Annotated in this window: 24 protein-coding genes; 3 read left to right on the plus strand and 21 right to left on the minus strand. The window is 47.3% G+C overall.

The genetic code is table 11. The annotated features are described in order from the left end of the window. Positions 1 to 12: 12 nt before the first annotated feature. The 5 genes from NXH67_RS15940 to NXH67_RS15960 all read right to left on the minus strand — a co-directional run bounded on the left by NXH67_RS15940 (position 13) and on the right by NXH67_RS15960 (position 6,250). A complete protein-coding gene (locus tag NXH67_RS15940) occupies positions 13 to 2,010 on the minus strand; it encodes a methyl-accepting chemotaxis protein (RefSeq protein WP_272798017.1) in 1,998 nt (665 codons plus the stop codon). Positions 2,011 to 2,174: 164 nt separating this feature from the next. Continuing rightward, on the minus strand, positions 2,175 to 3,824 hold the full coding sequence (locus tag NXH67_RS15945) for a spermidine synthase (RefSeq protein WP_272798018.1): 1,650 nt from the start codon (positions 3,822 to 3,824) through the stop codon (positions 2,175 to 2,177). A gap of 31 nt (positions 3,825 to 3,855) precedes the next feature. Further along, positions 3,856 to 5,049: an FAD:protein FMN transferase gene (locus NXH67_RS15950; RefSeq protein ID WP_272798019.1), complete on the minus strand. Its 1,194-nt coding sequence runs from the start codon at positions 5,047 to 5,049 to the stop codon at positions 3,856 to 3,858. A gap of 43 nt (positions 5,050 to 5,092) precedes the next feature. Further along, the gene (locus tag NXH67_RS15955; RefSeq protein WP_272798020.1) at positions 5,093 to 5,287 is read right to left on the minus strand and encodes an FMN-binding protein; all 195 of its coding nucleotides are present in this window, start codon (positions 5,285 to 5,287) and stop codon (positions 5,093 to 5,095) included. A 33-nt stretch (positions 5,288 to 5,320) separates the two neighbouring features. Then, the gene (locus NXH67_RS15960) at positions 5,321 to 6,250 is read right to left on the minus strand and encodes a MetQ/NlpA family ABC transporter substrate-binding protein (protein ID WP_272798021.1); all 930 of its coding nucleotides are present in this window, start codon (positions 6,248 to 6,250) and stop codon (positions 5,321 to 5,323) included. Between the two features lie 157 nt (positions 6,251 to 6,407). Between NXH67_RS15960 and NXH67_RS15965 the strand changes: the two genes are divergently transcribed. The 3 genes from NXH67_RS15965 (at position 6,408) to larE (ending at position 8,991) form a co-directional block, all read left to right on the plus strand. Continuing rightward, positions 6,408 to 7,376 carry a methionine ABC transporter ATP-binding protein gene (locus NXH67_RS15965; protein WP_272798022.1) on the plus strand — a complete coding sequence of 323 codons (969 nt, stop codon included), beginning with the start codon at positions 6,408 to 6,410 and terminating at the stop codon, positions 7,374 to 7,376. A gap of 1 nt (position 7,377) precedes the next feature. Continuing rightward, the gene (locus tag NXH67_RS15970; protein ID WP_022777725.1) at positions 7,378 to 8,040 is read left to right on the plus strand and encodes a methionine ABC transporter permease; all 663 of its coding nucleotides are present in this window, start codon (positions 7,378 to 7,380) and stop codon (positions 8,038 to 8,040) included. Positions 8,041 to 8,172: 132 nt separating this feature from the next. Continuing rightward, a complete protein-coding gene (gene larE / locus NXH67_RS15975) occupies positions 8,173 to 8,991 on the plus strand; it encodes an ATP-dependent sacrificial sulfur transferase LarE (protein WP_272798023.1) in 819 nt (272 codons plus the stop codon). 9 nt (positions 8,992 to 9,000) lie between these two features. Here the strand turns inward: larE and NXH67_RS15980 are convergent, their stop codons facing one another. From NXH67_RS15980 to NXH67_RS16055, 16 genes are all read right to left on the minus strand, one after another. After that, positions 9,001 to 9,174 carry a hypothetical protein gene (locus NXH67_RS15980; protein ID WP_022779976.1) on the minus strand — a complete coding sequence of 58 codons (174 nt, stop codon included), beginning with the start codon at positions 9,172 to 9,174 and terminating at the stop codon, positions 9,001 to 9,003. Between the two features lie 27 nt (positions 9,175 to 9,201). Beyond that, positions 9,202 to 10,509 carry a GGDEF domain-containing protein gene (locus tag NXH67_RS15985; RefSeq protein WP_272798024.1) on the minus strand — a complete coding sequence of 436 codons (1,308 nt, stop codon included), beginning with the start codon at positions 10,507 to 10,509 and terminating at the stop codon, positions 9,202 to 9,204. Positions 10,510 to 10,673: 164 nt separating this feature from the next. Next, entirely contained in the window at positions 10,674 to 11,426 is a 753-nt protein-coding gene (locus NXH67_RS15990; RefSeq protein ID WP_022779974.1) for an amino acid ABC transporter ATP-binding protein, read from the minus strand. After that, positions 11,419 to 12,132 carry an amino acid ABC transporter permease gene (locus NXH67_RS15995; protein ID WP_022779973.1) on the minus strand — a complete coding sequence of 238 codons (714 nt, stop codon included), beginning with the start codon at positions 12,130 to 12,132 and terminating at the stop codon, positions 11,419 to 11,421. Before NXH67_RS15995 ends, NXH67_RS15990 begins: the two co-directional genes overlap by 8 nt. Before the next feature lie 18 nt (positions 12,133 to 12,150). After that, positions 12,151 to 12,861 carry an amino acid ABC transporter permease gene (locus NXH67_RS16000; protein ID WP_272798025.1) on the minus strand — a complete coding sequence of 237 codons (711 nt, stop codon included), beginning with the start codon at positions 12,859 to 12,861 and terminating at the stop codon, positions 12,151 to 12,153. 5 nt (positions 12,862 to 12,866) lie between these two features. Next, complete coding sequence (locus NXH67_RS16005; protein ID WP_022779971.1) at positions 12,867 to 13,727, minus strand: transporter substrate-binding domain-containing protein; 861 nt, start codon at positions 13,725 to 13,727, stop codon at positions 12,867 to 12,869. 277 nt (positions 13,728 to 14,004) lie between these two features. Then, complete coding sequence (locus NXH67_RS16010) at positions 14,005 to 14,907, minus strand: LysR family transcriptional regulator (protein ID WP_022779970.1); 903 nt, start codon at positions 14,905 to 14,907, stop codon at positions 14,005 to 14,007. A gap of 197 nt (positions 14,908 to 15,104) precedes the next feature. Further along, complete coding sequence (locus NXH67_RS16015) at positions 15,105 to 15,575, minus strand: NifB/NifX family molybdenum-iron cluster-binding protein (RefSeq protein ID WP_272798026.1); 471 nt, start codon at positions 15,573 to 15,575, stop codon at positions 15,105 to 15,107. Positions 15,576 to 15,613: 38 nt separating this feature from the next. Beyond that, positions 15,614 to 16,912, minus strand: a complete 1,299-nt coding sequence (locus tag NXH67_RS16020) for a nitrogenase component 1 (protein ID WP_022779968.1) — start codon at positions 16,910 to 16,912, stop codon at positions 15,614 to 15,616. Between the two features lie 24 nt (positions 16,913 to 16,936). Then, complete coding sequence (locus NXH67_RS16025) at positions 16,937 to 18,406, minus strand: nitrogenase component 1 (protein ID WP_022779967.1); 1,470 nt, start codon at positions 18,404 to 18,406, stop codon at positions 16,937 to 16,939. Between the two features lie 31 nt (positions 18,407 to 18,437). Then, positions 18,438 to 19,427 carry a PLP-dependent cysteine synthase family protein gene (locus NXH67_RS16030; RefSeq protein WP_272798027.1) on the minus strand — a complete coding sequence of 330 codons (990 nt, stop codon included), beginning with the start codon at positions 19,425 to 19,427 and terminating at the stop codon, positions 18,438 to 18,440. Between the two features lie 87 nt (positions 19,428 to 19,514). Beyond that, positions 19,515 to 20,417 carry a nitrogenase iron protein gene (gene nifH / locus NXH67_RS16035; protein WP_272798055.1) on the minus strand — a complete coding sequence of 301 codons (903 nt, stop codon included), beginning with the start codon at positions 20,415 to 20,417 and terminating at the stop codon, positions 19,515 to 19,517. A gap of 5 nt (positions 20,418 to 20,422) precedes the next feature. Further along, entirely contained in the window at positions 20,423 to 21,709 is a 1,287-nt protein-coding gene (locus NXH67_RS16040; protein WP_272798028.1) for a nitrogenase component 1, read from the minus strand. Continuing rightward, positions 21,702 to 23,156, minus strand: coding sequence for a nitrogenase component 1 (locus tag NXH67_RS16045; RefSeq protein WP_272798029.1), 1,455 nt, complete (start codon positions 23,154 to 23,156; stop codon positions 21,702 to 21,704). Before NXH67_RS16045 ends, NXH67_RS16040 begins: the two co-directional genes overlap by 8 nt. A 149-nt stretch (positions 23,157 to 23,305) precedes the next feature. Further along, on the minus strand, positions 23,306 to 24,241 hold the full coding sequence (cysK, locus tag NXH67_RS16050) for a cysteine synthase A (RefSeq protein ID WP_272798030.1): 936 nt from the start codon (positions 24,239 to 24,241) through the stop codon (positions 23,306 to 23,308). 189 nt (positions 24,242 to 24,430) lie between these two features. Next, positions 24,431 to 25,624 carry a trans-sulfuration enzyme family protein gene (locus NXH67_RS16055; RefSeq protein ID WP_022779583.1) on the minus strand — a complete coding sequence of 398 codons (1,194 nt, stop codon included), beginning with the start codon at positions 25,622 to 25,624 and terminating at the stop codon, positions 24,431 to 24,433. Positions 25,625 to 25,653 lie beyond the last annotated feature (29 nt).

The raw sequence follows: 25,653 nt of genomic DNA on the forward strand, positions 1-25,653 counted from the left end.
TCTTTAACCTCCTCAAATCTTAAACTTCTGTACATAGGAAGTAAGGGTCTGACTGGTTCCGGCAAGCTCTAAGGAGTTATCAGCCACATTCTGGCTGTGACTTGTGATGTCATTGGCCATTTCCACCATGTTCTCTGAAGTAGCCAGGATCTCATCCGCACTGGCTGCCTGTTCCTCGGAAATGGCTGCCACATTGGTAGCTACATCGTCAACCTTCTGTACATCTTCGATCATTGCCTCGATAAGTTCATTGGAGGCCTGTATATTGGTATAAATCTTATCAAAGGTATCCACGGCTACACCTATAAGTTCACTGTTCTCTCTTATGCTCTCGGCACTGGCATTGGCCTGTCCCACTGCATTTCCGATAAGCTTATGTACCTCATCGATAAGATTTGAGATATTCTGCGCACTCTCTGCAGAAGTCTGGGCAAGCTTGCCGATCTGGGTTGCTACTACGGCAAATCCTTTTCCCGCTTCTCCTGCTCTTGCCGCCTCAATTGAAGCATTGAGGGAAAGAAGGTTGGTCTCTTCGGCGATCTCTCCGATCATGCCGACAATGTTTGTGATCTCCTCAGAAGCTGCGCCCACCTTGTTGATGGACTCCACCAGCTCGTTGTTGGCGTTTTCGATACCACTCATTGCAAAAGAGAGCTTCTCCATATCATCGCGGCCCTTCTGGGAAATCTCCACAGTCTCCTTCATGCTGTCATAGGCTTTGTCTGAATTCTCTCTTGTATCAGCCACAACCGTAGCAAGTGTTGTGGCATTCTGAGCGATGTCATTAACCGCTGTAGCCAGCTGGTCTACGGTTTCGTTCAGCTGCTTCATGGCCTCAGCCTGGGACTGGGAAGCTTCGAACATTGACTTGGACACCATGTCGGAGTTATCGGATTCCTCTTTTAACTTCTCTGATTCCTGGCTGATACTGGAGATCATGTTCCTCATGGATGCAACGAACTCTGTAACCTTGCTTCCCATAAGGCCGATCTCGTCATTACTGCTGCTGTCAACACTGATGGTAAAATCACCCTCAGACATCGCCGTAATGTTTTCCGTGATATGCGCAAGAGGCGCCACAACTCTTCTAACCACGGTCAAGATGCCTATAACAGTGATTATTACCGCAACTACGCCGATAACAAACAAAAGATTTCCCATCTGCTGTATATCCGCCAGGATCACACTATCGGGAATATATGAAACAAGTACCCAGTCTGTTCCGGAAATATCCGCAAAGGCCACCATATTGTCAGCAATGGTCTGAGTTTTACTATTTCCCGAATTGATAGCCCTGGCAATCCCTGCCAGAAGAGGATCTGCGCTTGATTCCGAGAGGGTTGTTGAGATCAGGGCCGCATCGGGATGTGCCAGGATAGTGTAGTCATTGGTATCTACCAGAAAAGCATGGGCATCCTGCATTTTTACACCGGAATTAACGATGGTAGTGATCTCGTCAAGGGGCAGGTCTGCGCCCATAACCTTCAGATCATCCTGACCGTCGTTGATAATTCCCGTGGCACTGACAACCATCTCTCCTTTGTTATTGGTGTAGGCTGTACCAAAAGCCAGATCCACTCTCGTTATACCCTGCTTGTACCAGGTACTGCCCTGTACATCAGGTTCATAGAAAGAAGACTCTGAGGCGGTATATAGCTTGCCCTCATTGGTTCCGATATATATACCATCCGGTGAACTCGAATTGTACCCATAATAGGAATCAAGTATTATCCTAAGCTTGGAATAGGTCACCTCCTGAGTCTCAATAAAGTGTTTGACAGTTCCGAAAAACGTAAGGTTCTGATTCATCCAGGCTTCGATATTGTCAGCCTGATTGGATATAGAGGACTCCAGCGTTTCCTGAGCCATGGCGGACATTCTGCTCTTGGACAGACTGGAGGCCACAGTAACCAGGATAAGTACCGTCGCCACAACCAAAGGCACAATAAGCAAAAGGAGCTTACTGCTTATGGATCTTACTTTTCTCTTCTTTTCGGTTTTCTCGCTCATAGTTATCACCTCTATGAAATACCTTATTCGTCACTGTAAGCGCCCCTTTTCTGTAACGGATTGCAACAAAAAAGAGTCACTTTTGCTCTCATTATAGCAAAAATGACTCAACAATATACTGATTTACGTTTCTTTTTACTCTCTTTTAAGATTACTTTAATTATTTATCCGATCAGTTCCAAAAGCCCCTGAATGCCTTTATCTCTATAGATTTCCTTATAGTATGAGACCTCGTCCTTTATTATCAGATCAATCTGTTTCATTCCGAGAAGCTCAACAGGTGCCTTGTCGTCTGTCATAAGATGTCCCTTGGACACATAGGCAAAGGCGGTATCGCTGACCCTGTTCATCATGGCTGTGAGGACCTCATTGTCTTCCAGGGCGATATTCTCTTTTAACCTGCCAAGATACTCCCCTGAATCCGTGGCGAACAGCTCCTTGTTGGTAGAGCCTCTTACGTCAACCACTGATACATTATCAAAAACAGCTGCTATTGTATCTGCCAGATAGGTGTTAATGCTCTCATCATCCATCTCGTCGCTGTACATGTTCATGTTAACCACCATAACTCCTCCGGGAGCCAGGTGCTCTTTAACCATGGTAAAAAACTCCACCGAAGACATCTGAAAGGGAATGGTGATATCCTGATAGGCATCCACCATTATCACATCGTAGAGTCCCTTGTCCGCTGCAAGATAGGCGCGGCCGTCATAGGTTGTGACCTCAGCGGTATCGGGGAGCTCAAAATACTTATGGGCCAGGTCTGTGATCTTATCGTCGATCTCAACGCCCTTGATATTCACATTGTCAAAATAGCGGGATAGCTGGGTTGCGTAGGTTCCGGACCCCATGCCAAGGATGAGAATGTCTGTTTTTTCCCCCTGAAGCTCCTTCTCCTTGATGCCTGCCATGTAGGGAGCTGCCAGTGCGTAGTCATAATACATGCCTGTGAGAGCTCCGTCCTTGACAAGGATTGACTGAACGCCGAAGAGAACGTTGGTGGAAAGGATCACGGAGTTGGGCGTCTCCTTGACCTGAAGGTAGTTGTAAACGGATTCCCCTTCATAGGTAAGGTCCTCCTCCCAGAAGGCGAAGCTTGAGGAATGGCCGAAGACGCAGCAGATGATAAAAATAAGAACACCTGCTATTATACGTCCCTTGGTCTTTTTACTATCTGTATCGCCTGCTTTGGGGCTGAGAAAATATGCAATAACCAGTGCAATCAAAATTCCCGCGAAGATGAGAAAGGTAATGGCGGTTCCCACTGCCGGAATGGTGACAAAGGTTGGTACGAAGGTTCCGATGATGCTTCCCACTGTGTTGGAAGCGCCAAGTGTACCGATGATCCTGCCGTTGTCCTCAAGGGAGTCTGTTGTGTATTTTGCAAGGGAAGGGGTTACTGTTCCAAGAAGAAACAGCGGGAAAACAAACACCACCATGCAAGCCGCAAAGGCAGCAATAACAAGGAAGTTACTGTTTACCGCAAAAATAAGAACAGCTGATATTCCAAGAATTATGTATTTACCCAGAACCGGGATCGCAGCGATCCAGATGGCTGCGATGAGGATCCTGATATATAGCTTGTCGGGATTGGGATCCTTGTCGGCCTTGCGCCCGCCGTAGATATTTCCAAGGGCCATGGCTATCATGATGGTTCCGATGATGATGGTCCATACTATCTGTGAGGAACTGAAATACGGCGCCAGAAGCCTGCTGGCACCAAGTTCCACCGCCATAACGGACATACCGGAGAAGAACTCCGTAAGATACAGGAACAATTTGTTGTTGAGGATCTTTCTTGTACTTTTTTCCATTGCCTACTCCCGAATTCGTTTCTTTTTGAGACTATCTGCCTATGACATGTAATTTAGCTGAACTATACTCCGAAGAAAGCTTGAAACTCCCCTCAATCCCCTCAGTCACATACACTTCGCCATCCTCTGTGATAAATATCGCATCGAAGTCATCACTCTCCCGCCAGATTTTCTCTGCTTCCTCAAGCCCTTTGACAAAAAGAGCTGTTGAAAGAGCATCGCAGGTAAGTCCATCCTTTCCCACGATGGTTACACTGGCAAGGCCGGAGTGAGCAGGCTTACCGGTCTTAGGGTCGATGATGTGCCAGTAGGTCTCACCGTCTTTTTCAAAATATCTCTCATAGCCGCCGGAGGTGATGATGGCGATGTCGCTGGCTTCAAGGATGCCGAAGATTCCTGACTTTGAATCAGGAAAGGGACTCTTAACTGCCACATTCCAGGGCTTACCGTTTGACTTGGTGCCAATGCATTCCACATTGCCACCAAGGTTGATCAGGCCGCTCTTTACGCCCTTTTCCTTGAAATAATCTGCCAACATTCCGCTGGTGTAGCCCTTGGCTACGCTACCAAGGTCCACCTGCATTCCAACAGGTATGGAAGCGATAAAAAGGCTGTCATCACCAAGGACCGCCACACTGTCCCTGTCTATCTGATCATCATTTTTGACCTCTTCATCAAGGGCTTTGTCCCCGGAATGAGGCTCTCCGGACTCAAGGAGCTGTACCAGGCTGTAATCAACTTCCGCCACAAGGGCCTCCAGCTCAGTATCCGTGGGAACCCGGTACTCTCCTGTTGTAAAGCCCCAGGCCTTCAGAACGGGATATATAGTAATATCCAGTGCTCCGTCAGTTCTTTCGCACATATCAAGGGCTTTGCTCATGATATCTGCAGTGGTCTCCGATATCTGACAGGTGTTGTACTCATTCAGCGCATAGATATCGCTTTTTTCATCAGTAACCGACAAAAGAGCCTCCAGATTCCTTATCTTACTCTCTGCCTCAGTAAGAAGCTTCTCATCTCCCTCTATCTGCAGCTCCATGATGGTATCCATTGCAAAAATAGTGGAGGTCTGCATCTGTGGCCTGGTATGAACCGACATTACCTCAGGGATGGAGCTCTCCTTCCCGCAGCCACTCAAAAACGCCATGCTTAAGATAAGCACGGCGCATTTTTTCATGATATTGATCCTTTGTTTTTTTACCTTGATCATATTTCTTTTTATCATATACAGCTCTTCCCGCAACAATCTTTACTTAATTATATCTGATTTATTCCCCGGAAGGTAGAGCTTTTGAAAGTGCATCTTTTACAGCATCCTTATACCCTTCTGCGGAATATGTGGCACCGGCTATAGCATCCACCTCAGAGCTCTGAGCTTCCAGTATTCTCTTTTCCATCACGGCTCCATCCTTATCCCTGGAAAAATAGTCATCGTCATCAAGTAAAAATGGGCCAGTCCCCATCAACAGATAGGACCGGCCCCTAAATAGCGGTAATTACTGTGGATCAATGAAGGAAGTGATAACTGCTCCCTTGTAGGTCTCATCGATGTAGGCCTTAACCTTGTCGCTCTTAAGAGCATTTACAAGAGCCTGGATCTTCTCGGAATTCTGATTGCCATCCTTAACAACAAGGAAGTTGGTTCTCTTGATGCTGGTCTCATCATCGAACTCCTCGATATCAAGGGCAGGATACTTGGCAGGAAGCTCTGCCTCAAGAGCATAGTTGCCGTTGATGGCTGCTGCGTCAAGATCAGGAAGTGACAAAGGAAGGTTGGCTGCCTCAAGAGGTGTGATCACATATCCGTGAGGGTTAGCTGCTGTATCCTTGGAAAGTGTATCCTCTGTAACGCCCGCATCGGTTCCGAAACCGCCGTTGGATACAAGAAGTCCCTTCTGAACAAGAAGGTCAACTGCTCTTGCGCCGTTGTCGGGGTCGTTAGGGATACCGATTGATGCTCCGTCAGGAAGATCTGCAAGGGCTGTATATTTCTGTGAATAGATGCCCATGGGCTCGATGTGAACGCCTGCAACTGCTGCCAGGTGAAGACCAGCATCAGCATTCTGCTGATTCATGTATCCAAGGGTCTGGAAATAGTTGGCATCAAGCTCTCCTGCTTCCAGTGAAGTATTGGGAAGTACATAATCCTGGAATACTACAACTTCCAGTTCCCATCCTTCCTCAGCAAGAACCTCTTTTACAACGTTATCAAGGATCTCTGCGTGAGGTACAGGTGTAGCACCAACGGTGATCTTCTTATCTCCGGAATCTGTCGCGGGAGTCTCTGCTGCAGGTGCCTCAGTAACAGGTGACTCAGTAACAGGTGCCTCTGCCTGATCAGAGGTCTGTTCTACCTCTCCGCATCCTGTGAGTGCTCCGACTGCGAGAGCGCCGGCAAGTAACAAACTAAATACTTTCTTTTTCATAATTTTCTTTTCCTCCTCTTTTTTCTTAACTGTTTCTAATTATACTAAACAAATAGGAAAAGTGGAATTAAATAGGATAAAATCCTGGCGATAAGTTATGATTATGGCTATAATAAGATTTTGTAAAGATAAAACTACTAAATATAAGGAAACAACTATGATTGAGTTAAAAGATGTTAGGAAATCCTTTAATAAGACTGATGTTCTTAAGGGCATTTCCATGGAAATTCAGGAGGGAGAGATCTTCGGTATCATCGGTCAGTCCGGTGCCGGCAAGTCCACTCTTCTTCGCTGTATCAATGGCCTTGAATCCTACGATGACGGACAGATAATCGTGGATGGTACCAAGGTAAGTGTCAGGGACAAGGCAAATCTTCGTCAGCTCCAGAAGCGCATGGGTATGATCTTCCAGAGTTTCAACCTGCTGGAGCGCCTTGATGTATATCACAACGTGGCTCTTCCCATGAAGTTCTGGGGAATCCCCACTAATACTCCTGAGGCCAAGGAGAAGATCATGAATCTTCTTAAGCTGGTAGGTCTCGAGGAAAAAGTACATTCCAAGCCCCGTGAGCTCTCCGGCGGTCAGAAGCAGAGGGTTGCTATAGCAAGAGCACTGGTCCTGGATCCGGCCTTCCTATTATGCGACGAGGCAACAAGTGCCCTGGACCCTGAGATCACCAAGGGAATCCTTTCTCTTTTACAGAAGATCAATAAAGAGATGGGCATCACCATCATCGTGGTAACCCACCAGATGGAGGTTGTTAAGCAGATCTGTCAGAGAGTGGCCTTCCTCAGTGACGGCAAGGTTCTGGCGGTAGGTAAGCCCGAGCAGCTCTTCGTATGGCCCAAGGAGAGGGAGATCAGAGACTTCCTCAGGGAAGAAAGTGACAAGCTTCCCGCCACCGGAGTTAACTTAAAGCTCTTTTTCTTCGGAGATGGCAATCAGAGGCCCATCGTTACACAGATGGCACAGGAGCTCCACACGGACTTCAATATCTGCTGGGCTAAGCTGGAGGATTTCAGAGAAGACGTATATGGCAGCCTTGTTCTTAACATGAAGGAAGAGGACCTGGGAAGTGCCTGCAAGTTCCTTGACAGCATGGGCGTAACATGGGAGGTGATCTAATATGGCCGGCATTTTATCAGACGCAAGCATGTCTTCGATCATGCTGACAGCATTTAAACAGACCTTATACATGGTGTTCTGGTCTACACTTTTTTCTGTAATACTGGGATTTATTCCCGCAATCATACTGACACTTACAGCCCCGGACGGACTTAAGCCCAACAAGATCATTTACGAGATCTTAAGCTTTATCGTCAATGTATTCAGGAGCTTTCCTTTCATAATCCTTCTGGTCATCCTCATTCCTTTTACCAGAATGGTAGTGGGCAAGGCCATCGGAACAACAGCTACCATCGTACCTCTTACGGTATCTGCTATTCCCTTTATTGCAAGGGTATTTGAAAGTGCACTGAGGGAGACCAATCCCGGTGTAATTGAGGCAGCAAGGAGCTTTGGCGCATCCAATCTGCAGATTCTGCTGCGTGTTTATGTCAAGGAGTCCATCCCCAGAATGCTCAACGGCATTATTCTTCTGGTGATCTCTCTTATCGGATATTCCGCAATGGCAGGAACTGTTGGCGGAGGCGGTGTCGGTGATATCGCGATCCGTTACGGATATCAGCAGTACAAGACGGAGTACCTTATAGTTTGCTCTGTTATTCTGATCGCATTTGTTCAGGCTATCCAGATGCTTGGCAACTATATGTACAAGAAAATGAGTTAACAAGGTACGGGGACACGCCAAGGCATGTCCCGCGAAATTGAGAGGTACGGGGAAACGTCAAGACATGTCCCGCGAAATTGAGAGGTACGGGGACACGCAATGAAAGTCCTGCAAAAAGAGAGGAGTAATGCTATGCAAGATGCCCTCAGAAAAAAATATGATGATCTTCTTGAGATACTAAGAAGCTATAAGAGCGTGGTAGTGGCCTTTTCAAGTGGCGTGGATTCCACGCTCCTTCTCTATGCAGCAAAAGAGGCACTTGGTCAAAACATGCTTGCTGTTACCGCATCAACACCTTCCATTCCCCGAAGGGAACTAACGGAAGCCTGCGAATACTGCAAGCGCATTGACGTAGAGCATGTGGTCCTGGAACTGGATCAGCTCTCAGTCCCGGGCTTTAAGGAGAATCCAAGCGATAAGTGCTATATCTGTAAAAAGGCGATATTCCAGAGCTTCGTAGACCTGTGCAGGGAAAAGAATTTCTGCGAAGTAGTTGAGGGCTCCAACCTGGATGACCAGGGAGACTATCGCCCCGGCCTTAAGGCTATCGCAGAGCTGGGGATCAAGAGTCCCCTGAAGGAAGCCGGCCTATCCAAGGCAGAGATCCGTGAAATATCCCAAAGCCTTGGTCTTCCCACCTATAACAAGCCATCCTATGCCTGCCTCGCCAGCCGCTTCCCCTACGGAGAGCTCATCACAAAAGAAAAGCTCGCCCTTGTGGACAAAGGCGAGCAGCTGTTATTCGATATGGGTTTCAAGCAGTTCCGTGTCAGGATCCATGGTGATTCCAACTATATAGCCAGGATTGAGCTGTTACCCGAGGACTTCGGGAAGATTCTCTCCAAAGACCTTAGAGATCGCATCAATTCTGAGTTCAAGTCCTATGGCTTTGCCTACACTTCACTGGATCTTAAGGGCTACCGCACAGGCAGCATGAATGAAACATTGTAATTATAAGAATTATCTTCTGTTAGCTCCGGGGGCATCTACGCTGGGCGCCTCCGGTGCCGGTCTCCTGTTCTCGCCGGGTGCATTGACACTTGGCTTCTCAGGCCTTGGCCTTCTGTTCTCTCCCGGTGCATTGACGGTTGCACCCTCTTTTGCTCCCAAAGAAAAGTTCTCATTACTCAGCATAACAGTACCTCCATTAACAAAAACGCATCACAACTGGGTTACTCTGTTCCTTCCGGCTTCCTTGGAAGAATACATGGCCTTATCCATACGGTCATACACATCCTCAAAGGAATCCTCCGGCTCTAAGTGACTTACTCCGATGGAGCAGGTAAGTCGCCCTGCCTCACAAAAATCATATTCCTCAACGCTCTTTCTTACTTCCTCTGCAAAAGAAAGCACATCTTCCCTGGATGTATCGCAGATACTGATGATAAATTCCTCGCCGCCCCAACGGCCTACAGTTGCATTTTTGCCCTTGGCGCAGTTCTGCAATACCGCAGCAAAGGTCTTGAGGGTCTCATCTCCCACCGCATGTCCGTAGGTATCGTTAACGTTCTTGAAATTATCAAGGTCAAGCATCATCAGTGACACCTGCTCGCCGCCGTTCTTAAATCCATCGATGGCATTACGGATCTCAGTCTCCGTGCTGCCTCTGTTGAGAAGTCCCGTGAGAGAATCCTCGAGGGCCTTGTCCTCATATTTTTTCAAGGTGGTCATGAGGTCCTCGTAGCTCTCATTGATATCCTGAACCATGAACACGTATCGGAAGTCCCTGTTGTTACTGGTCCGGGCTCTGCAGAAGGTAAGCTTGACCCAGATGTAGATGCCCTCCAGATTCTTCATCTTGCACTCGATGGAAGCGGTGCAGCCGGGCTCAAGTCTGACCTTGAGGTTATCTGGATCTGTCAGCTCCAGAAAGCTTTGCTGATCATCGGGCCATATCATGTTCACGGTCATGAGGCGCCACTGGGAATACTTGATGTCGGAATCAACCGTCTCATCCGATATCTCCGTAACGCTGATACTGCTGGTGGTATCCTTTGCAAGGTCAACGAACATGGAGAAAAGGTATGTACTCTGAATAGTACTTACCTTGTTTGTAGTCATGTGCTCCTCAACATATTCGTAGTCGTCAAGCTCGTCCATGCAGTAAATATATTTGTCAGTATCCTTGATAGGATAAACATTCATCTGAATAATATGGGGTTTGTCGCTCTCCTTACCGTATATCGTAAGTCTGCGGCTGGTCTTTCCCCTATATTTGCCGTAATAGGAAACAAAGGCCTTGTAGTCATCGGAAATTGATTCCCCGGTCTCACTTAAGTGAAACCACAATTTCTCGATAAGCTGCGAATAATCCCCTGTCTCCTCCAATAATTCTAAAAAAAAGCCCTTTCGAGCTATTGATCTGTATAAATTCTTAGTAGTGTCAACCATCAGGATGGCATCTACGTTGGAATCAAGAATATCTATCAGATCTCCCCTGGTATAATCCTCCAGCGCCTTGTTCTCCATGGCAATCTCCCTCTCCTTTTTTCCCCTGTTTTGTACTATAAATTCAAATCAAAATCCATAGCTATTATACCATGTTAAATGAGTCTATGGGGACGGTTTTATACCAACGGGGACGGTGATGACGCGGGGACGGTTGTGAGTCAATGGGGACGGTTGTGAGTCAATCAAATAACATATGCATCCTGGGGAATAATCCTTGACAGGAACTGTCTTGTACGCTCCTCCTTTGGCTTATAAAAAATCTCGCCGGGCTTACCTTCCTCCACCACGACGCCGCCATCCATAAAGATAACTCTGTCGGCAACATCCTCGGCAAAGGACATCTCATGAGTAACTACCACCATTGTAATGCCCATCTTTGCCACTTTCTTGATTACTTCCAGAGTCTCGCCCACAAGCTCAGGGTCAAGAGCTGATGTAGGTTCGTCAAAAAGTATCACGTCAGGCTTAAGGGCCACAGCCCTTGCGATGCCGACTCTTTGCTGCTGTCCGCCGGAAAGCTGCGCGGGATAGAAATCTTTTTTATCCAGAAGTCCCACCCAGCTAAGGGCATCCTCAGCGATCTTACGGGCTTCTGCCTTATTCATTTTCTGGACCTGGGTAAGTCCCTCCATAACGTTCTGCAGCGCAGTCTTGTGAGCAAACAGTCCGTAGTTCTGGAAAACGAAGGCGCTGTGCCTTCTCACATAGAGGATATCCCTCTTCTTCACATGCTTAAGATCAAGGATCTTGTCACCAAAGACCATTTTCCCCTGCTCTGCCCGTTCAAGGAAGTTTATGCACCTAAGGAAGGTGGTCTTGCCGGAGCCCGAGGGCCCCAGGATTACCACAACTTCACCATCATTTACTTTTATGGAAACATCCTTTAAGACTTCCTGTTTGCCGAAAGCCTTTTTTACACCTGTAAGTTCAATCACTGTTAATTCTCCTTAGATACTGCCCTGATCTCTTCTCTGCAAAATGCGCCAGAACCTCGATACCGATTCCGATGATCCAATATACAAGGGCTGCCGCCACATAGGACTCAAGATAACTGTAATATAAAAGGCTCGGAAGGAGGGCTCCCGTCATTATCTCCGTCACAGCTATGGCGCTGACCAGGTTGGAGGCCTTTAAAAGGCCAATCAGCGAGTTCTGCATTCCCGGCAAGAGGATCGGAACCATCTGTGGAAAGATAATGCGATAGAGCGTTTTTATCTTGCTAAGTCCTATGCTGTAGCCTGCCTCGTATTGGATTTTTTCTATGCCTCTGAAAGCTCCTCTCACCGCTTCGCTAAGGGAACAGCTCTGTCCCAGGATCAGTGCGAAAAAGCCGATGTAGATGGGATTGATCTCACTTATGGGAGTTGAGATATTAAGAGCAGTGGCAAAATCGTTGTAAAAGGTCATAAAAAGCAGATTGTACAAAATAAGGGCCACCATCATGGGAAGGCCCATATATACCGTTACAAATACTCCCAGGATCTGAGAGATCACCGGAATCCTGTAATGTCTTACAGTAGCTATCACCGTCCCCAGCACAAGGCTCACCAGGAAGGTTATCACCGTAAGCTCCAGGGTGACCGGGGCATATTTAAATGCGGATCTTAAGGCTTCGATGAAGCTCTGAACATTGAAACTCATGTGTTACGTCACCTCGAATCAGATAGCCGGTGCGCTACCGTTTTTCATATTTTTCTCAATAAGGAGGAATACACCCTTAAGCAAAAGGCTAAAGGATATGTAGATCAAAGTGGCGGCCAGATACCCCTCAAGAGTATGACCTGTGGCAGCTCCCAGTGTTTTGGCTTTGCCAAGGACGTCAACGACGCCCAAAGTGAATACAAGAGAGGTGTTCTGGAATACTCCCACAAAATCAACTCCGTAATGGGGCAGCGCCACCTTGAAGGCCTGGGGCAGCACGATCCTGAAAAAGGTCTGTGCCCCGGTCATTCCTATGGAATAACCCGCCTCTGTCTGAAGCGCCGGAACTGCCGTTATTGCTCCTCTGAAGATCTCGCCTAAAAAAGCCCCCTCATTTAAAACGATCGCGATCTCCACAAAAACCACAGGCTCCACTCTGTTTAAGTTAATTCCGAACAGGTTCATAAATACATTGCCGAGTACTAACGGGATTCCGTAAAAAGCTATCATCATCTGCACCAGAAGCGGTGTTCCACGCATAAAGGATATGTATACCCCAAGAATCTGCTTCACCACCGGAATCTCCTTTAACCTAAGGATGGCAACAAAAATGGCAAGAATTGTTCCAAGCAGCATAGACCACAAAACTATATGAAAATTCACAGATATGCAGCTGATTATCTTGGGGAAAACATTTATAAATCTCTCTGCGCTAAAGTAACTACCCATGGAAATTATTCCTCTTCTGTTACGTCATATCCTACCCATTTGATTGCCAGCTCTGACAGTGTGCCGTTGTCCTTGAGAGTCTTGAGTGCACCGTCGATGGCTGTCTGAAGCTCGGTCTCATCCTTGCGGTAGAGGTAATAGGTCTTTGAATTGTTGATGGGTTCACCTACTGACTTAAGCCAGTCTTTGCCGTCATCTGAGAAGTTCTTGTTCATCTTGGTCACATCGCTCTTTTTAAGAACTGAGGCTGCGGCTGCTCCTGACTTAAGGGCTGCGGCACCTTCTTCGTCTGAGCTGGACTCAGTGTTTACAAGAACAACCTCCTGTCCGGGATGCTCCTCGTTGTACTTGGTGAGAATCTGGGTTGTAGCACTGGTTGCGCCGCCGGTTCTGATCTTCTGTCCTGCAAGGTCTGCAAGAGAGGTCACATCCGAGTCAACCAGGACCGCAAGGTAGGTGATGTAGGAAGTGTAGGACTCACCTGAGAAAAGATATTTCTCCTCACGCTCAGGTGTGTACTCATACTGGTGTGCAGCCACATCGATCTTGCCGGATTCAAGTGAAAGCACCAGCTGATCAAAGGCCATGGACTGATATTCGAATTCGTACTGAGGAAGTAGCTCGTCGATGGCTGCAAGAACATCGTACTCATAGCCTACGGCGTTGCCATTCTCATCCAGGTAGCAGTAGGGGTTGTAGTTGATGCCTGAACCGATGACTACCTTGGTTACTTCTGTGCTTGGTGAATCTGCTGTCTGCTGAGTAGTATCTGATGCTGATGCATTTCCACAGGCTGCCAGGGATATTGACATGACGGAGGCAAGTGCTCCGGAGATAAATACTTTTTTGATAGATTTCATTTTCATAATTGTGACTCCTCCTTTTCTTACATGGAACCGAACCGCTGTATATGACAGCTCTTTGTAATAAAAAACCGGAGGCCTTTCGATCCACCCAATGATAGTGAAACGAAAGCCTCCGGTTGTCCGGTCGGCGTTTATTTGTTTGTTGTATTTAATATACAGCAGGCAGGTAGGATGCACAATTACGGGAGGTTTATATGTGGCGATAAAAGAGGTTTATCGGTAGGCGGGAATGAGTCAATGACTCGCAACCGTCCCCATTGACTCATTCCCGCGGCACTCACACTGCTGAGTACGCCTCCAGCTTCTTGATATAGGCCTGTCCCATCTCGCTGAGAACATTGCCCTTTCTGACGATATAGCCAAGGGTGAGGATATCTTCCTCTTTTAACTTGATAACATTGAAATCCGTGGTGTTAAGCGACGCATCCAGAAGTCCCGATCCGACTGCGTAGCCGTTAAGACCGATCATGAGCTCCATGGAAGTTGCTCTCTCGTTGGTGGTGACAACCTTCTGATAATCGTAGGTAGCAAGGGCTTCTTCTTTGTAGTAAAAAGAGTTGTTGTCGCCCTGGTCGAATACCATGCAGGGGTAGTCCTTGAGATCTTCCAAAGACAACTCTGCCCTGTCTGCCAGGGGATGATTCTTCCAGAGATATACGTAGGTATTGCACTGGAACAGCTCATGGAATTCAAGTGAGGCATCTGCGAAGACCTTCTTGAACATATTTCTGTTAAAGTCGGAAAGAGCGATGACACCAACCTCGCTCCTAAGGGTCTTAAGATCGTCGATTACTTCGCTGGTCTGGGTCTCGCGAACACTGAACTGATAGGAATTGCAATCGAAATCCTTAACAACCTCGATAAAAGCATTGACTGCGAAGGTGTAATGCTGCATGGATACTGAGAAAGTAGGTTTCTCCTCCCTCTTTTCCAGATATTTGTGCTCTATTTTCTCGTACTGCTCAACGACGCTTCTTGCGTAGGCAATAAATTCGCCTCCCGCTACTGTTGTCACAACTCCGTTGTGAACTCTCTGAAATATCTGAATGCCAAGCTCGCTCTCAAGCTCCCTCACTGCGCTGGACAGGCCCGGCTGTGAGACGTAGAGCCTGTCTGCGGCCTTCCTCATGGAGCATTCTTCGTCGATAGCGATAACGTATTTAAGCTGGAGTATTGTCATGATGTTCCCCTTTTCCCACTGAGTTGGTATGATTTTCCCAACCATTATATCACAACGGAAGCGGGATGACTCGCAACCGTCCCCATTGACTCACACAAAAAGGGCCAGTCCCCATTAAAAACTGTGGGCTGGCCCCTCCAAGAAAAAAGAAAAATATAAAAAAAGAAAACCTACGGCTATATCAATACCCCTCAGTCTTACTCCCTGCGAAGAGACTGATGGTTATCGATCTTGTTATAATATGCGGAGATCTTGGTAAGGGCCTCATCTACGCCGCAGCTGACGTCGAAGCCGGCTATTGCCTTCTTCTCAAGCTGCTTCGTAGCCTGAAAGCCGATCTTTTTGCAGACTATACTTCTGCAATCTGCGATAAGCTCCACTTTAACGGAATGTCCCCGGGGGCCTCCGCAGCCGCCTCCGTTGCCATTTCCGCAGCCACTGCCGGATCCGTTTCCGCAGCCTCCGGCACCGGCACTATCACAGCCTTTGCCTTCGCCGCTGCTCTGATCGGCAGCCGCATCAGATTCTTCCGCAGCAGGAACCTGTCTCACTTCCTTCTCGTGATACTCGGTTCCCTCCACTTCATATATGCGAAAGAACTCCGCTTCGCCAAATGTAAGATCTACATTACTTCCGTCTGAAGAAGCCACAGCTATTAAATATGACATAACTACTCCTTCTAAAAAATCCTTTTAAGTACCCTTCATCAGTTGAATCTCTGTGAAGCCACTGTGTAAATATCCTCGATAAGCCTGATTCCGCCTGTGTAACCTGCAATGAAATCATCCAGCACGATCTTGTCTCTTACAGGCCAGGTCACATTCAGGAAGTTACCCTTAAGCTCCTCGGTAAGCTCTCTCTCATAGTAACCGCCAAGAATAAGAGGATATCCGTGATAATCATGCTCTCTTATCTGCTCATGGATCTTGTAACCATCTGTCTCGAATACAGCCTCAGCCTCGATACCATAGTTGAGCTTCTTGAACTCAGCAGCGATATCATCCCTGAACTCCTTGGGAGTATCGTCGGTGATGAACTGCTTAGCCGGGATAAGACCAAGGTCATTGGTCAGGAACTTGGTGATTGCAAGTGTATACTGAGCATCGCCCACAACTGTGAACTGCTTGTTGATAACTCGGTTCTCCAGGAAAAGATCTGCGAATCTCTCGATAAGATAGTAGTAATAATTCTCATGCTCTGTGATAACGCTCTCAACCTTTTCCTTGTCAAGGCCGGCGAACTCGCCCACTTCCCTGAGGAACTTGCTGGTCTCAAAGGCGCCCACAGGAAGGTTCTTGTAATGAAGATAAGGAATACCGAGTTTTTTCTCCATCTTCTTGACGTTCTTTACGGAAACCCAGGGAGAGATCAAGAGATTAAACTGAGCCTTGGGAATCTTGTTGATATTCTCGATTCCTTTTTTATAACCAAAAATGATATTGGGCTTAAGGCCAATCTCCTTAAGGAGCTTCTCGATCTCGTTGAAGTTGCCGTTCCAGTACAGATCCTGATAAGGAACGTCAGCCCAGACATTCACAAGACCCTCTTCCTTCTCATCGCTCTTTTTGAGATACTGGTCGATAATGGCATCGATGACCTGCTCATGGCCCTTGTAGTTGTTACCCTTAAATCCCGCTGTGGGAGCGTAGATAACAGGCTTCTCTGCATCCGCAAACTCGGAAACCACCTCTCCGGTATCGTCACCTACGATCTCCGGAATGCAGCCTGTAAGCACAACATAAAGGTCTGCGTCGATCACCTTAAGAGCATTGTCGATGGTTGAATGAAGCTTTTTAACACCGCCGAATACAACGTCTTTCTCATTGATACTGGTGCAGGGAAAAATGTTGGGTGAAAAATATCCGCTGCTGCCGTTGGAATCGGAAAGCTTCTGAGCACATCCCGGGCCTGAGTGAAGCACCGGAATAGCTCTGTCTATAGCCTGCACTGTCTGCATTGCACCCAGTGCGCATTTATATCTCTGTTTATCTAATAGTTTAGCCACTTTTTCATCTCCTTATTTTATGTATTAAGCCTTCTCCTGTGTTAAGAACTTGTCCACGTTCTGCTTGTACCACCAGTCGGTGTAAGGAAGCCTGGTCCTCTTTGCCAGGTTCTTCTCAAAGCTCCTGTTCTTAATGCTGTCAAGAATTGAGTATGCAAAATCAAGGGTGTGCTTGTAACCAAAGATCATGTACTCATCAGCAACATACACCGCCGGAGTACCGTTCTTGATAGCCCAGACTGTGGAGCCGGGATGTCTTGAAAGGTACAGGTCAGGCTGATACTTGTTAAGGATATTCATAACCTCGTAGTTCTGCTGATCCGCAACTGAGGCCTCAAAATCGATATCATTATCAAGGAGATATTTCATTGAAGGAGGAACGTCTCCGTTCTCGTACTTCTTGTCGTAGTGCCATGCAAGAGCCCATACAACCTCGATGCCCAGCTCATTGAGAACACGTGATACCTCGAAGGTGTAGCCGGGGCCCATTCCAAGAACTGCACGAAGGCCCTTGAGCTCCTTCTTAACTTCTTCAATCTTGGGAAGGTAAATAGCACGCTGCTCTTCGATGTACTTCTCGATCTTTTCACTTCTTCCCGTAACTCTTCCGATCTCGCGAAGCCAGGTCTCAAAACCTACAATACCGCACTGGTTGATGCTTCTGATGTAGGGAACACCGTACTTCTCCTCAAGAACGTTGCCAAGGTAGTTGCCGAGAGTTCCGCAGATACAGGTTGTGGCAATAGCCTCTGACATATGTGAGAGCTCTTCAACTGTAGAATTGCAATACAGGAAAATCGGGTCCAGGTCGAACTGCTTGAACATCTCGATGATCTCAGGTCTTGCACTCTCGTAGAAGTTCTTGAAGTTGATCCTGTTGGACTTAATTCCCTCACGAGGAGGCTGAACGATTCCTGACAGAACCGCATGGTCTGCAATGTCAAAGCCCGTAGCCCAGATTCTGGACTTGAAGCCCTCGCAGTGAACCGCGATAACAGGAACTTCAATCTGCTCTTTTACCTCATCCACAACGCTGTCAATGTCCTCACCGATGATACCTGTTGCGCAGGAGCTGGATACAAAGATAGCCTTGGGTGAATAGCGCTTATTTACTTCCAGAATGATGTCCTTGAGAGCCTTGGTGGAACCAAAGATCGTATCGTTCTCGTTCATGTCGGTGCCCACATAAACTGTGCTGGTGGTAACACCTCTCTTTTTGGCCATAACCTTATCCAGGTAGTAGGTGCCTGCTGCCGCTACTGAGCAGCCTGCGGGGCCGTGATGGATAAGTGCGATGTCTCTTATGGCTGAGAGCTGGCCCAGTGCGCAGCTTGACAGACATGAGCTTGACTGGGAAAAGCATCTTGAGCAGCCCTTTAAGGTTCCGCACTCACTCTGGGTTGCCAGGTCTTTTAAGGATCCGATGTAGCCCGTGATGGAACCGATTCGGTTCTCTCTGGTGGCCACGTTTGAATTGTTAAGATTGGTTGCCATTTTCTATCTCCTATTTACTTTTTAATCCACTTTATGCTTTGAAAAGGTTGGTTGAAAGATATCTAAGTCCTGTGTCAGGGAAGATAACAACGATCTTCTTTCCCTTGTTTTCCGGTCTTTCTGCCAGCTGCTTAGCTGCAAAAAGAGCTGCTCCCGAAGATGCTCCGATAAGGATTCCATCCTTTAATGCCGCCTCTCTTGCTGCTTCGAAGGCATCAAGGGCCTCAACGGCGATCCATTCATCGTAGATATTTCTGTCCAGTGTTGAAGGGATCAGGTTTTCCGGAACTCCCTCGAAAGGATGAACTCCGGTGATTTCCTCATCCGGAACAGGCTTCCCAGGACTTGGAAGTGAATCAGGCCCCGGCTGAACGGCAACTACCTTGACGTTAGGATTTTTTTCCTTAAGGTAAGCACCTGTTCCTGAAACGGTTCCGCCGGTTCCTACGCAGGCAACCAGTATGTCGACCTCTCCGTCGGTGTCCTCCCAGATCTCGGGTCCTGTGGTTCTCTTGTGAACAGCAGGATTGGCCGGGTTGGAACACTGATCAACGAAGCAGATATGATCTTCTTTTGATAAAACATCTTCCTTCAGAGCCTTGATGGCAGCGATAAAATCTCCGCCTGTATCCTGAAGTGTCTTAGCAATAACAGGCTCATCTCCAAGCTTAATGGTGGTTCCGCCAAAAGCATGTATTACCTGGAATCTCTCCTGGCTAACCTGATCCTGAATATATACTCTGAAAGGATAGCCCTTTGCTGCTGCGATGGCTGCAAGTCCGATTCCTGTGTTTCCACTGGTGGTCTCAACAACGGTGTCGCCGGGCTTTAACCTGCCGCTTTTTTCAGCGTCCTCTATCATTGAAAGGGCTATTCTGTCCTTTACGCTCTGATTGGGATTAAAATACTCAAGCTTACCAATGATGGTGGCTCCAAGGTCATGGTGTTTTTCATAGCCGGTAAGCTCAAGAAGGGGGGTTCTCCCAACAAGTTCAGTAATGGATTTATGTATATTTGACATACTTTTTCCTCCTTAGTCTTGACTTTCTATCGAGTTGCCATAGTATCTGATGATATACGCATGACTCCGCAAAAAGCGCTTTCGTCATCAGATTTTGTAATCATCTGAAAGTTCCATCATGCCGTACTCCATGAGGATTTCTTCGAGGCGTTCCTGGGTCATGGGTGTTGGGATGACGAAATCTGTGTTCTCGATAACGGCCTGGGCCAGGTTTCTGTACTCCTGAGCCTGGTTAGAATCAGGCTTGTACTCGATAACTGTCTTCTTGTTGATCTCAGCGTGCTGAACTACGTTGTCACGAGGAACAAAGTAAAGAAGCTTAGTTCCAAGTTCCTTTGAGAAGGCTCTGAGAAGATCCAGCTCTCTGTCCACGTTTCTTGAGTTGCAGATGATACCGCCAAGTCTTACTCCGCCTGTTCTTGCGTATCTCTGGATACCCTTTGAGATGTTGTTGGCAGCGTACAGAGCCATCATCTCACCTGATGCTACGATGTAGATCTCTTTTGCCTTGCCTTCACGAATGGGCATTGCGAAACCACCGCAGACAACGTCTCCAAGAACGTCATAGAATACATAATCAAGATCATCAGTGTATGCACCAAGGTTCTCAAGCATATTGATGGAGGTGATGATACCACGACCTGCGCAGCCTACACCTGGCTCAGGACCGCCGGACTCAACGCACTTGGTACCGCCGAAGCCTTCCTTCATGATCCTGTCCAGTGAGATGTCCTCACCCTCTTCTCTTATGGTGTCAAGAACCGTCTTCTGTGCAAGGCCTCCAAGAAGAAGTCTTGTGGAATCCGCCTTGGGATCACATCCAACTACCATTACTTTTTTACCGTGCTCAACAAGTCCTGCTGTCAGGTTCTGTGTTGTGGTGGACTTACCGATTCCACCTTTTCCATAGATCGCAATCTGCCTGAGTTCTGCCATTTTTTCATTCTCCTCTTCTAAATATTTTTCTTTTTTCTTATGGGGTGTAAATATTGTGATTAAAGGTTGTCATACAGATCTTCCGTGAGTGTAAGACTTCCTCTGTATCCTGCTATTGCCCTGTTAAAGATAAGTCTGTCCTTTAACGGGAAGGTCGCCGCTATGCACTGCACTCCCTTAAGGGATGCGGCTTCTCTCTCATTGCTGCTGCCTACTATAAGTGTCAGTTCCTCTTCCTCTGAGAGAGCCTTGTTTATCTCAAACTGGTCAGCGGTAAAAATGACCTTGGGTGGCCTTGCATATTCCAGCTGCGTAAGTTCTTTTATAATGCGGTTCTTGTTCTCCTCACCGAATATAGGCTCCGAGATGATGGCAAGCTTTGGTGTGAAGCTGTAATCGTTGGCCAGGTATCTGGTGATCCCGCAGACATTTGCCGCATCACCTACCACCGCATATCTCTTCCAGCTAAGTGTTCCAATGGCCTGCGCCAGATAGCTGTATACGTAGTCCTCTTCCTTGGCAAGGAAGGCATCCACAACGCTGCTGTCCAGATTAAGTGCCTCTGCCACCTGTCTTACAAACCTGCCTGTATCCGTGGCTCCTATGGGAGTTCCGGGATATCTGATGCTCTTTACGCCGAACTTTTCCTCGAACTTCTTGGCAGGCTTACCAAAGAGCCAGGGGTTAACGATTATGTTAAGGGCTGCCCCGGAGCAGTTCTCCAGGGTCTCAATACCCTGATGCTCGGTAAAAAAGGTATTGACCTTGAGCCCCAGTCCTCTGAGGATTCTGGCGATCTCTTCAAGGTTGCCGCTCCAGAAAGGATCGTGGTAAGGAACGATTCCAAAGACATTTACCAGTTTGTCGTCCTTTGGCACATCCTCTTTTATCACCTGATCGATGAAGTTGTTCCAGATAACCTCATATCCCAGATTGCTGTCACCGGCAAATCCGGGAGTGTCTATCGGATACACCTTAACGCCTTTTGCCCTGAACTCCTCTGTAACCGAAACAATGTCATCGCCGATGATTCCTGCGGTACAGCCAGTAAGAACAAAGAATGCATCCGCATCCATGATGTCCACTGCTCCCTGAATTGTTGTACGGAGCTTGTTAAGTCCTCCGAATACTACTTCTCTCTCCAGCATATTGGTGGAGGGAATGGATACGCTTGAAACGAAGGCTGAATTCTTGTTTCCTGACTGTCCCTGCTCGGCCGCACAGGTCTGCATGCAGCAGCCCGGGCCTGAGTGAAGTATGGGACATACCCTGTTTATGGCTCCCAGAACCGAGTTGATTCCGGCAAGTACGCAACCACCTCGTGGGTTTTCCAATATTTCAGACATTTGCTCCACCTCCCACGATGTATTTGAATGCATCCTCCTCATACCAGCTGTCCTTGTAGGGAAGCCTGACATGAGCGGCTAATTTCTTGTTAAATCCGGGATTTTCCAGCTGATCCGCTATCTTGTTTCCAAGGTAGATCAGACCATCGTAGCCCATGGTAGGTCGCTTCATATCAAGAACATGGGTTGTTGGAAGTCCCAGTTTGGCAGCCCATTCGGGAACTCCGATGAACACGTCAGGCTTAAGTTTCTTGATAAGATTGACCTGTTCAAAGGGCTGCATGTTGGCTATATCAACCACGAAATCCTTGTGGATGCTGTTGAGATATTCGATGTCCACCTGGGCATCATCGTCATAGGTTGGTGTCTCAAGACCTACGAGTTCCATACCGAAGTCATCGATAAGAGCTGCAGCTGCGAAACTGCGACCTGTGCCTCCGCATATAAATACTCGTTTTCCTTGAAGTCTTTCTCTAATTTTCTGAACCAAAGGAGTAATTCTCTCATGCTCTCTGTTAATGATCTCATCAGCTTCCTTCTCCTTTCCCATGACCTGTGCGATTCCACGAAACCACTTGTCGGTGTTACGAAGTCCTATGGGCATTACGGTATGTGAATAGGGAATACCGTATTCCTTTTCAAGACTGTTCATGAACTCATCGGCAAAAACCTTGCAGATAGATGTTGATGCTGCAGCGCTGGGTATCTTTTTGATCTTCTCCAGTGAGCTGTAAAAAGGAATGTAGTTGGTCTCGATATCAAGAAGTCCCAACATTCTCTCCATCTCCTTCTGGTCTGCGTAGCTGATGGAAACGGGAGCGAACAGGTTAACAAGGTTGTCGTTTTTCTCTGCCTGTACCTTGGAAAGTATGTATTTCTGGATCGATATAAAGGCCGCGTCAAAACCTGAAGCGCAGATCTTGGACTTGAAGCCCTCGCAGTGGATAGGCACTATCACTGCATCAGCGCTCTTCTGAAGGTCTGCACAGATGGCATCTATGTCATCTCCGATAACGCCTGAAGCACAGGATGCAAAAACGAATATCATCTTTGGGTTGTATCTCTCGATGGCCTTCTGAACTGAATCTCTCAGCTTCTTCTCACCACCGAAGATAACGCTCTTCTGATCAAGATTAGTAACGATGATATGTGGGTTCTTGATGTGCTTAACGCCTCTGTGAGCCTGGCCTACACGGTACATGTCAACAGCAAGTGAGGTACATCCGATGCAGCCCTGTGGCGAATGAGCTATAAAGACCGCATCCTCCAGCGACATCAGCGCCGCCATGGAGTTGATCTGCTGGCACTGAAGGCCCTGGGCGAAGCTCCTATCGGCCCTTTTAAGGCACCCTTTTCTGAAGCTCTCCTCTGCGGCCTTGCTGCTTCCGCCATAGTCATTAACTCTTCCTGATTTACTTTCTCTTACTCCCGAATAAGTCTCTGCCATAAGTTCTTCCTACTTTTTTCTGTAAAAATATGTAAAAAAACAGAGGTCCACTTTTAAACTCACGAATGAGTGAGACTAAAGTGAACCTCCGGTTGTCCGGTCGGTTTAGCGGTACGGGGACACGCCAAGGCATGTCCCGCGAATTGAGTTTAGTTAGCAAAGAGTGGTGTTGAAAGGTATCTGTCTCCGGAGTCGGGAAGAAGGACTACGATTGTCTTGCCCTTGTTCTCTTCTCTCTCTGCAAGGATTGTTGCTGCTTTGAGGGCTGCTCCTGAAGAAATACCAACCAGGATTCCTTCGGATACTGCGAACTTCTTGCCTTCTGCAAATGCATCTTCATTTTCGATTGCGATTACTTCGTCGAATACCTTGGTGTTAAGAACATCCGGTACGAAGCCTGCGCCGATACCCTGGATCTTGTGAGGTCCTGCTGTTCCTTTTGAAAGAACAGGGCTGGTTGCGGGCTCAACTGCAACAACCTTAACATCAGGATTCTGCTCCTTCAGGTACTCACCTACACCTGTAACAGTTCCGCCTGTACCAACACCTGCTACGAAGATGTCTACCTTGCCGCCTGTCTGCTCCCAGATCTCAGGACCTGTGGTAGCCTTGTGTACTGCAGGGTTAGCAGGGTTAACGAACTGTCCGAGTATAACTGCTCCGTCGATCTCTTTCTCAAGTTCCTCTGCCTTGGCGATGGCTCCCTTCATTCCCTTGGCGCCTTCTGTAAGAACGATCTCTGCGCCGTATGCTTTAAGGAGATTTCTTCTCTCTACGCTCATGGTATCGGGAAGAGTAAGGATTGCTCTGTAGCCCTTGGCTGCTGCAACTGCTGCAAGACCGATACCTGTGTTTCCTGATGTAGGCTCAATGATTGTTGCGCCGGGTTTGATCTTGCCGCTCTTCTCTGCATCCTCGATCATTGCAAGGGCAACTCTGTCCTTAACTGATCCGGCGGGATTTAAATACTCAAGCTTAGCAAGGATTGTAGCATTTGCTACGCCAGCCTTCTTACTGTAGCCGTTAAGCTGTAAAAGTGGTGTTCCCCCGATAAGTTCAAGTGCGCTCTGTTTGATGTCTGCCATAGTTTTTTTTCCTCCGTTTTCTTAGTTGTCTTATTTTCTTTTTTCTTTAGTTTGCTAAATTGTTAAAAACCTATTACCTAGTTTGTTGATAGGAATTAAATGATTTAATGAAATTCTAACATAGTGCCCCGCAAAGTCAACCACAGAGCGGCTTATAGCAGGATATAAGATTTACTTATCGGTGTAAAATTAACCATTCACTTCCTTCTCTGCAATAGCAAATACTCTTCCAAACTCACAGAGAAGATCATTTATTCCCTCTATTCCAACTGACAATCTCAAGGTCCTTTCGTTGATCCCGTTTTTCTCCAGAACTTCCTTCGGCACATCTGCGTGGGTCTGGGTTACGGGGTAAGTTATCAGTGTCTCCGTTCCTCCAAGACTCTCTGCAAAATAGATCAGCTGCACATTTCTAAGTATTGACTTGGCAAATTCCTCGCTATCCACTTCAAAGGTCAGCATTGCGCCAAAGCCCCTGGCCTGCTTCTTCATGATTTCGTACCCGGGATGGTCCTCAAGACCGGGATAGATAACCTTAGTCACATGCTTGTTGAACTTAAGGAACCTTGCCAGCTTCAGGGCATTTTCCTGGGCTCTCTCAAGCCTTACCGCCAGGGTTCTGATTCCGCGAAGAATCAACCAGCTGTCAAAGGGGCTAAGGATTGCTCCGGTTGTCTTGTAGATGAAACGAAGTCTCTCATCGATCTCTTCATCCTTAACTACGATAAATCCACCTATGGTGTCGTGGTGACCTCCCAGGAATTTGGTTCCCGAGTGGATGACCACGTCCGCACCAAGGTCTAAAGGGTTTTGGAAATAGGGTGATAAAAAGGTGTTGTCCACCACCAGGAGAATTCCTTTTTCCCTGGTCACCTTGGACAGTTCCTCGATATCCGTAACATTCATCATGGGGTTCGTGGGCGTCTCAAGATACACCATCTTAGTATTTTCCTGGATCAGAGGGCGTATGTCAGAAACGCTTAGATTGGCTGAAGTGTAGGTAAGACCGTTCTTTAAACTGATCTCGTTAAAAAGCCTGACGCTTCCGCCGTAGAGATCTGAATCTATGATGAAGTGATCACCGGGCTTTAAGAGCTCCATAAGAGTGGCAATTGCCGCCATTCCGCTGGAAAAAGCCAGTGCATCCCTTCCGTTCTCAAGATATCCCACAATTGATTCAAGCTGCTTCCTTGTGGGATTCTGAACTCTCGAATAATCGTATCCGGTACTCTCCCCAAGTCCCGGATGAGCAAAGGTGGCAGTCTGGTATATAGGAAAGCTGATGGCTCCGTACTGGTCCATCAGGCTCCTGTCCAGCTGCTGACACTTTGTATCTATGCTGCAATTTATTTCGGTACATCTGTTACAGCCGCTACAATCCATTTTTTCATATCTCCCGTGTTTTCTTCTTT

It is taken from the genome of Butyrivibrio sp. DSM 10294 (assembly GCF_028539135.1).
Classification (GTDB): Bacteria; Bacillota; Clostridia; order Lachnospirales; family Lachnospiraceae; genus Butyrivibrio.

Excerpts from the sequence above, each read along its gene's own strand:
- NXH67_RS15940 (WP_272798017.1), bottom strand. The coding sequence starts at position 2,010 with ATGAGCGAGAAAACCGAAAAGAAGAGAAAAGTAAGATCCATAAGCAGT.
- NXH67_RS15945 (WP_272798018.1), bottom strand. The coding sequence starts at position 3,824 with ATGGAAAAAAGTACAAGAAAGATCCTCAACAACAAATTGTTCCTGTAT.
- NXH67_RS15950 (WP_272798019.1), bottom strand. The coding sequence starts at position 5,049 with ATGATAAAAAGAAATATGATCAAGGTAAAAAAACAAAGGATCAATATC.
- NXH67_RS15955 (WP_272798020.1), bottom strand. The coding sequence starts at position 5,287 with ATGGGGACTGGCCCATTTTTACTTGATGACGATGACTATTTTTCCAGG.
- NXH67_RS15960 (WP_272798021.1), bottom strand. The coding sequence starts at position 6,250 with ATGAAAAAGAAAGTATTTAGTTTGTTACTTGCCGGCGCTCTCGCAGTC.
- NXH67_RS15965 (WP_272798022.1), top strand. The coding sequence starts at position 6,408 with ATGATTGAGTTAAAAGATGTTAGGAAATCCTTTAATAAGACTGATGTT.
- NXH67_RS15970 (WP_022777725.1), top strand. The coding sequence starts at position 7,378 with ATGGCCGGCATTTTATCAGACGCAAGCATGTCTTCGATCATGCTGACA.
- larE (WP_272798023.1), top strand. The coding sequence starts at position 8,173 with ATGCAAGATGCCCTCAGAAAAAAATATGATGATCTTCTTGAGATACTA.
- NXH67_RS15980 (WP_022779976.1), bottom strand. The coding sequence starts at position 9,174 with ATGCTGAGTAATGAGAACTTTTCTTTGGGAGCAAAAGAGGGTGCAACC.
- NXH67_RS15985 (WP_272798024.1), bottom strand. The coding sequence starts at position 10,509 with ATGGAGAACAAGGCGCTGGAGGATTATACCAGGGGAGATCTGATAGAT.
- NXH67_RS15995 (WP_022779973.1), bottom strand. The coding sequence starts at position 12,132 with ATGAGTTTCAATGTTCAGAGCTTCATCGAAGCCTTAAGATCCGCATTT.
- NXH67_RS16000 (WP_272798025.1), bottom strand. The coding sequence starts at position 12,861 with ATGGGTAGTTACTTTAGCGCAGAGAGATTTATAAATGTTTTCCCCAAG.
- NXH67_RS16005 (WP_022779971.1), bottom strand. The coding sequence starts at position 13,727 with ATGAAAATGAAATCTATCAAAAAAGTATTTATCTCCGGAGCACTTGCC.
- NXH67_RS16010 (WP_022779970.1), bottom strand. The coding sequence starts at position 14,907 with ATGACAATACTCCAGCTTAAATACGTTATCGCTATCGACGAAGAATGC.
- NXH67_RS16015 (WP_272798026.1), bottom strand. The coding sequence starts at position 15,575 with ATGTCATATTTAATAGCTGTGGCTTCTTCAGACGGAAGTAATGTAGAT.
- NXH67_RS16025 (WP_022779967.1), bottom strand. The coding sequence starts at position 18,406 with ATGGCAACCAATCTTAACAATTCAAACGTGGCCACCAGAGAGAACCGA.
- NXH67_RS16030 (WP_272798027.1), bottom strand. The coding sequence starts at position 19,427 with ATGTCAAATATACATAAATCCATTACTGAACTTGTTGGGAGAACCCCC.
- NXH67_RS16040 (WP_272798028.1), bottom strand. The coding sequence starts at position 21,709 with ATGTCTGAAATATTGGAAAACCCACGAGGTGGTTGCGTACTTGCCGGA.
- NXH67_RS16045 (WP_272798029.1), bottom strand. The coding sequence starts at position 23,156 with ATGGCAGAGACTTATTCGGGAGTAAGAGAAAGTAAATCAGGAAGAGTT.
- cysK (WP_272798030.1), bottom strand. The coding sequence starts at position 24,241 with ATGGCAGACATCAAACAGAGCGCACTTGAACTTATCGGGGGAACACCA.
- NXH67_RS16055 (WP_022779583.1), bottom strand. The coding sequence starts at position 25,624 with ATGGATTGTAGCGGCTGTAACAGATGTACCGAAATAAATTGCAGCATA.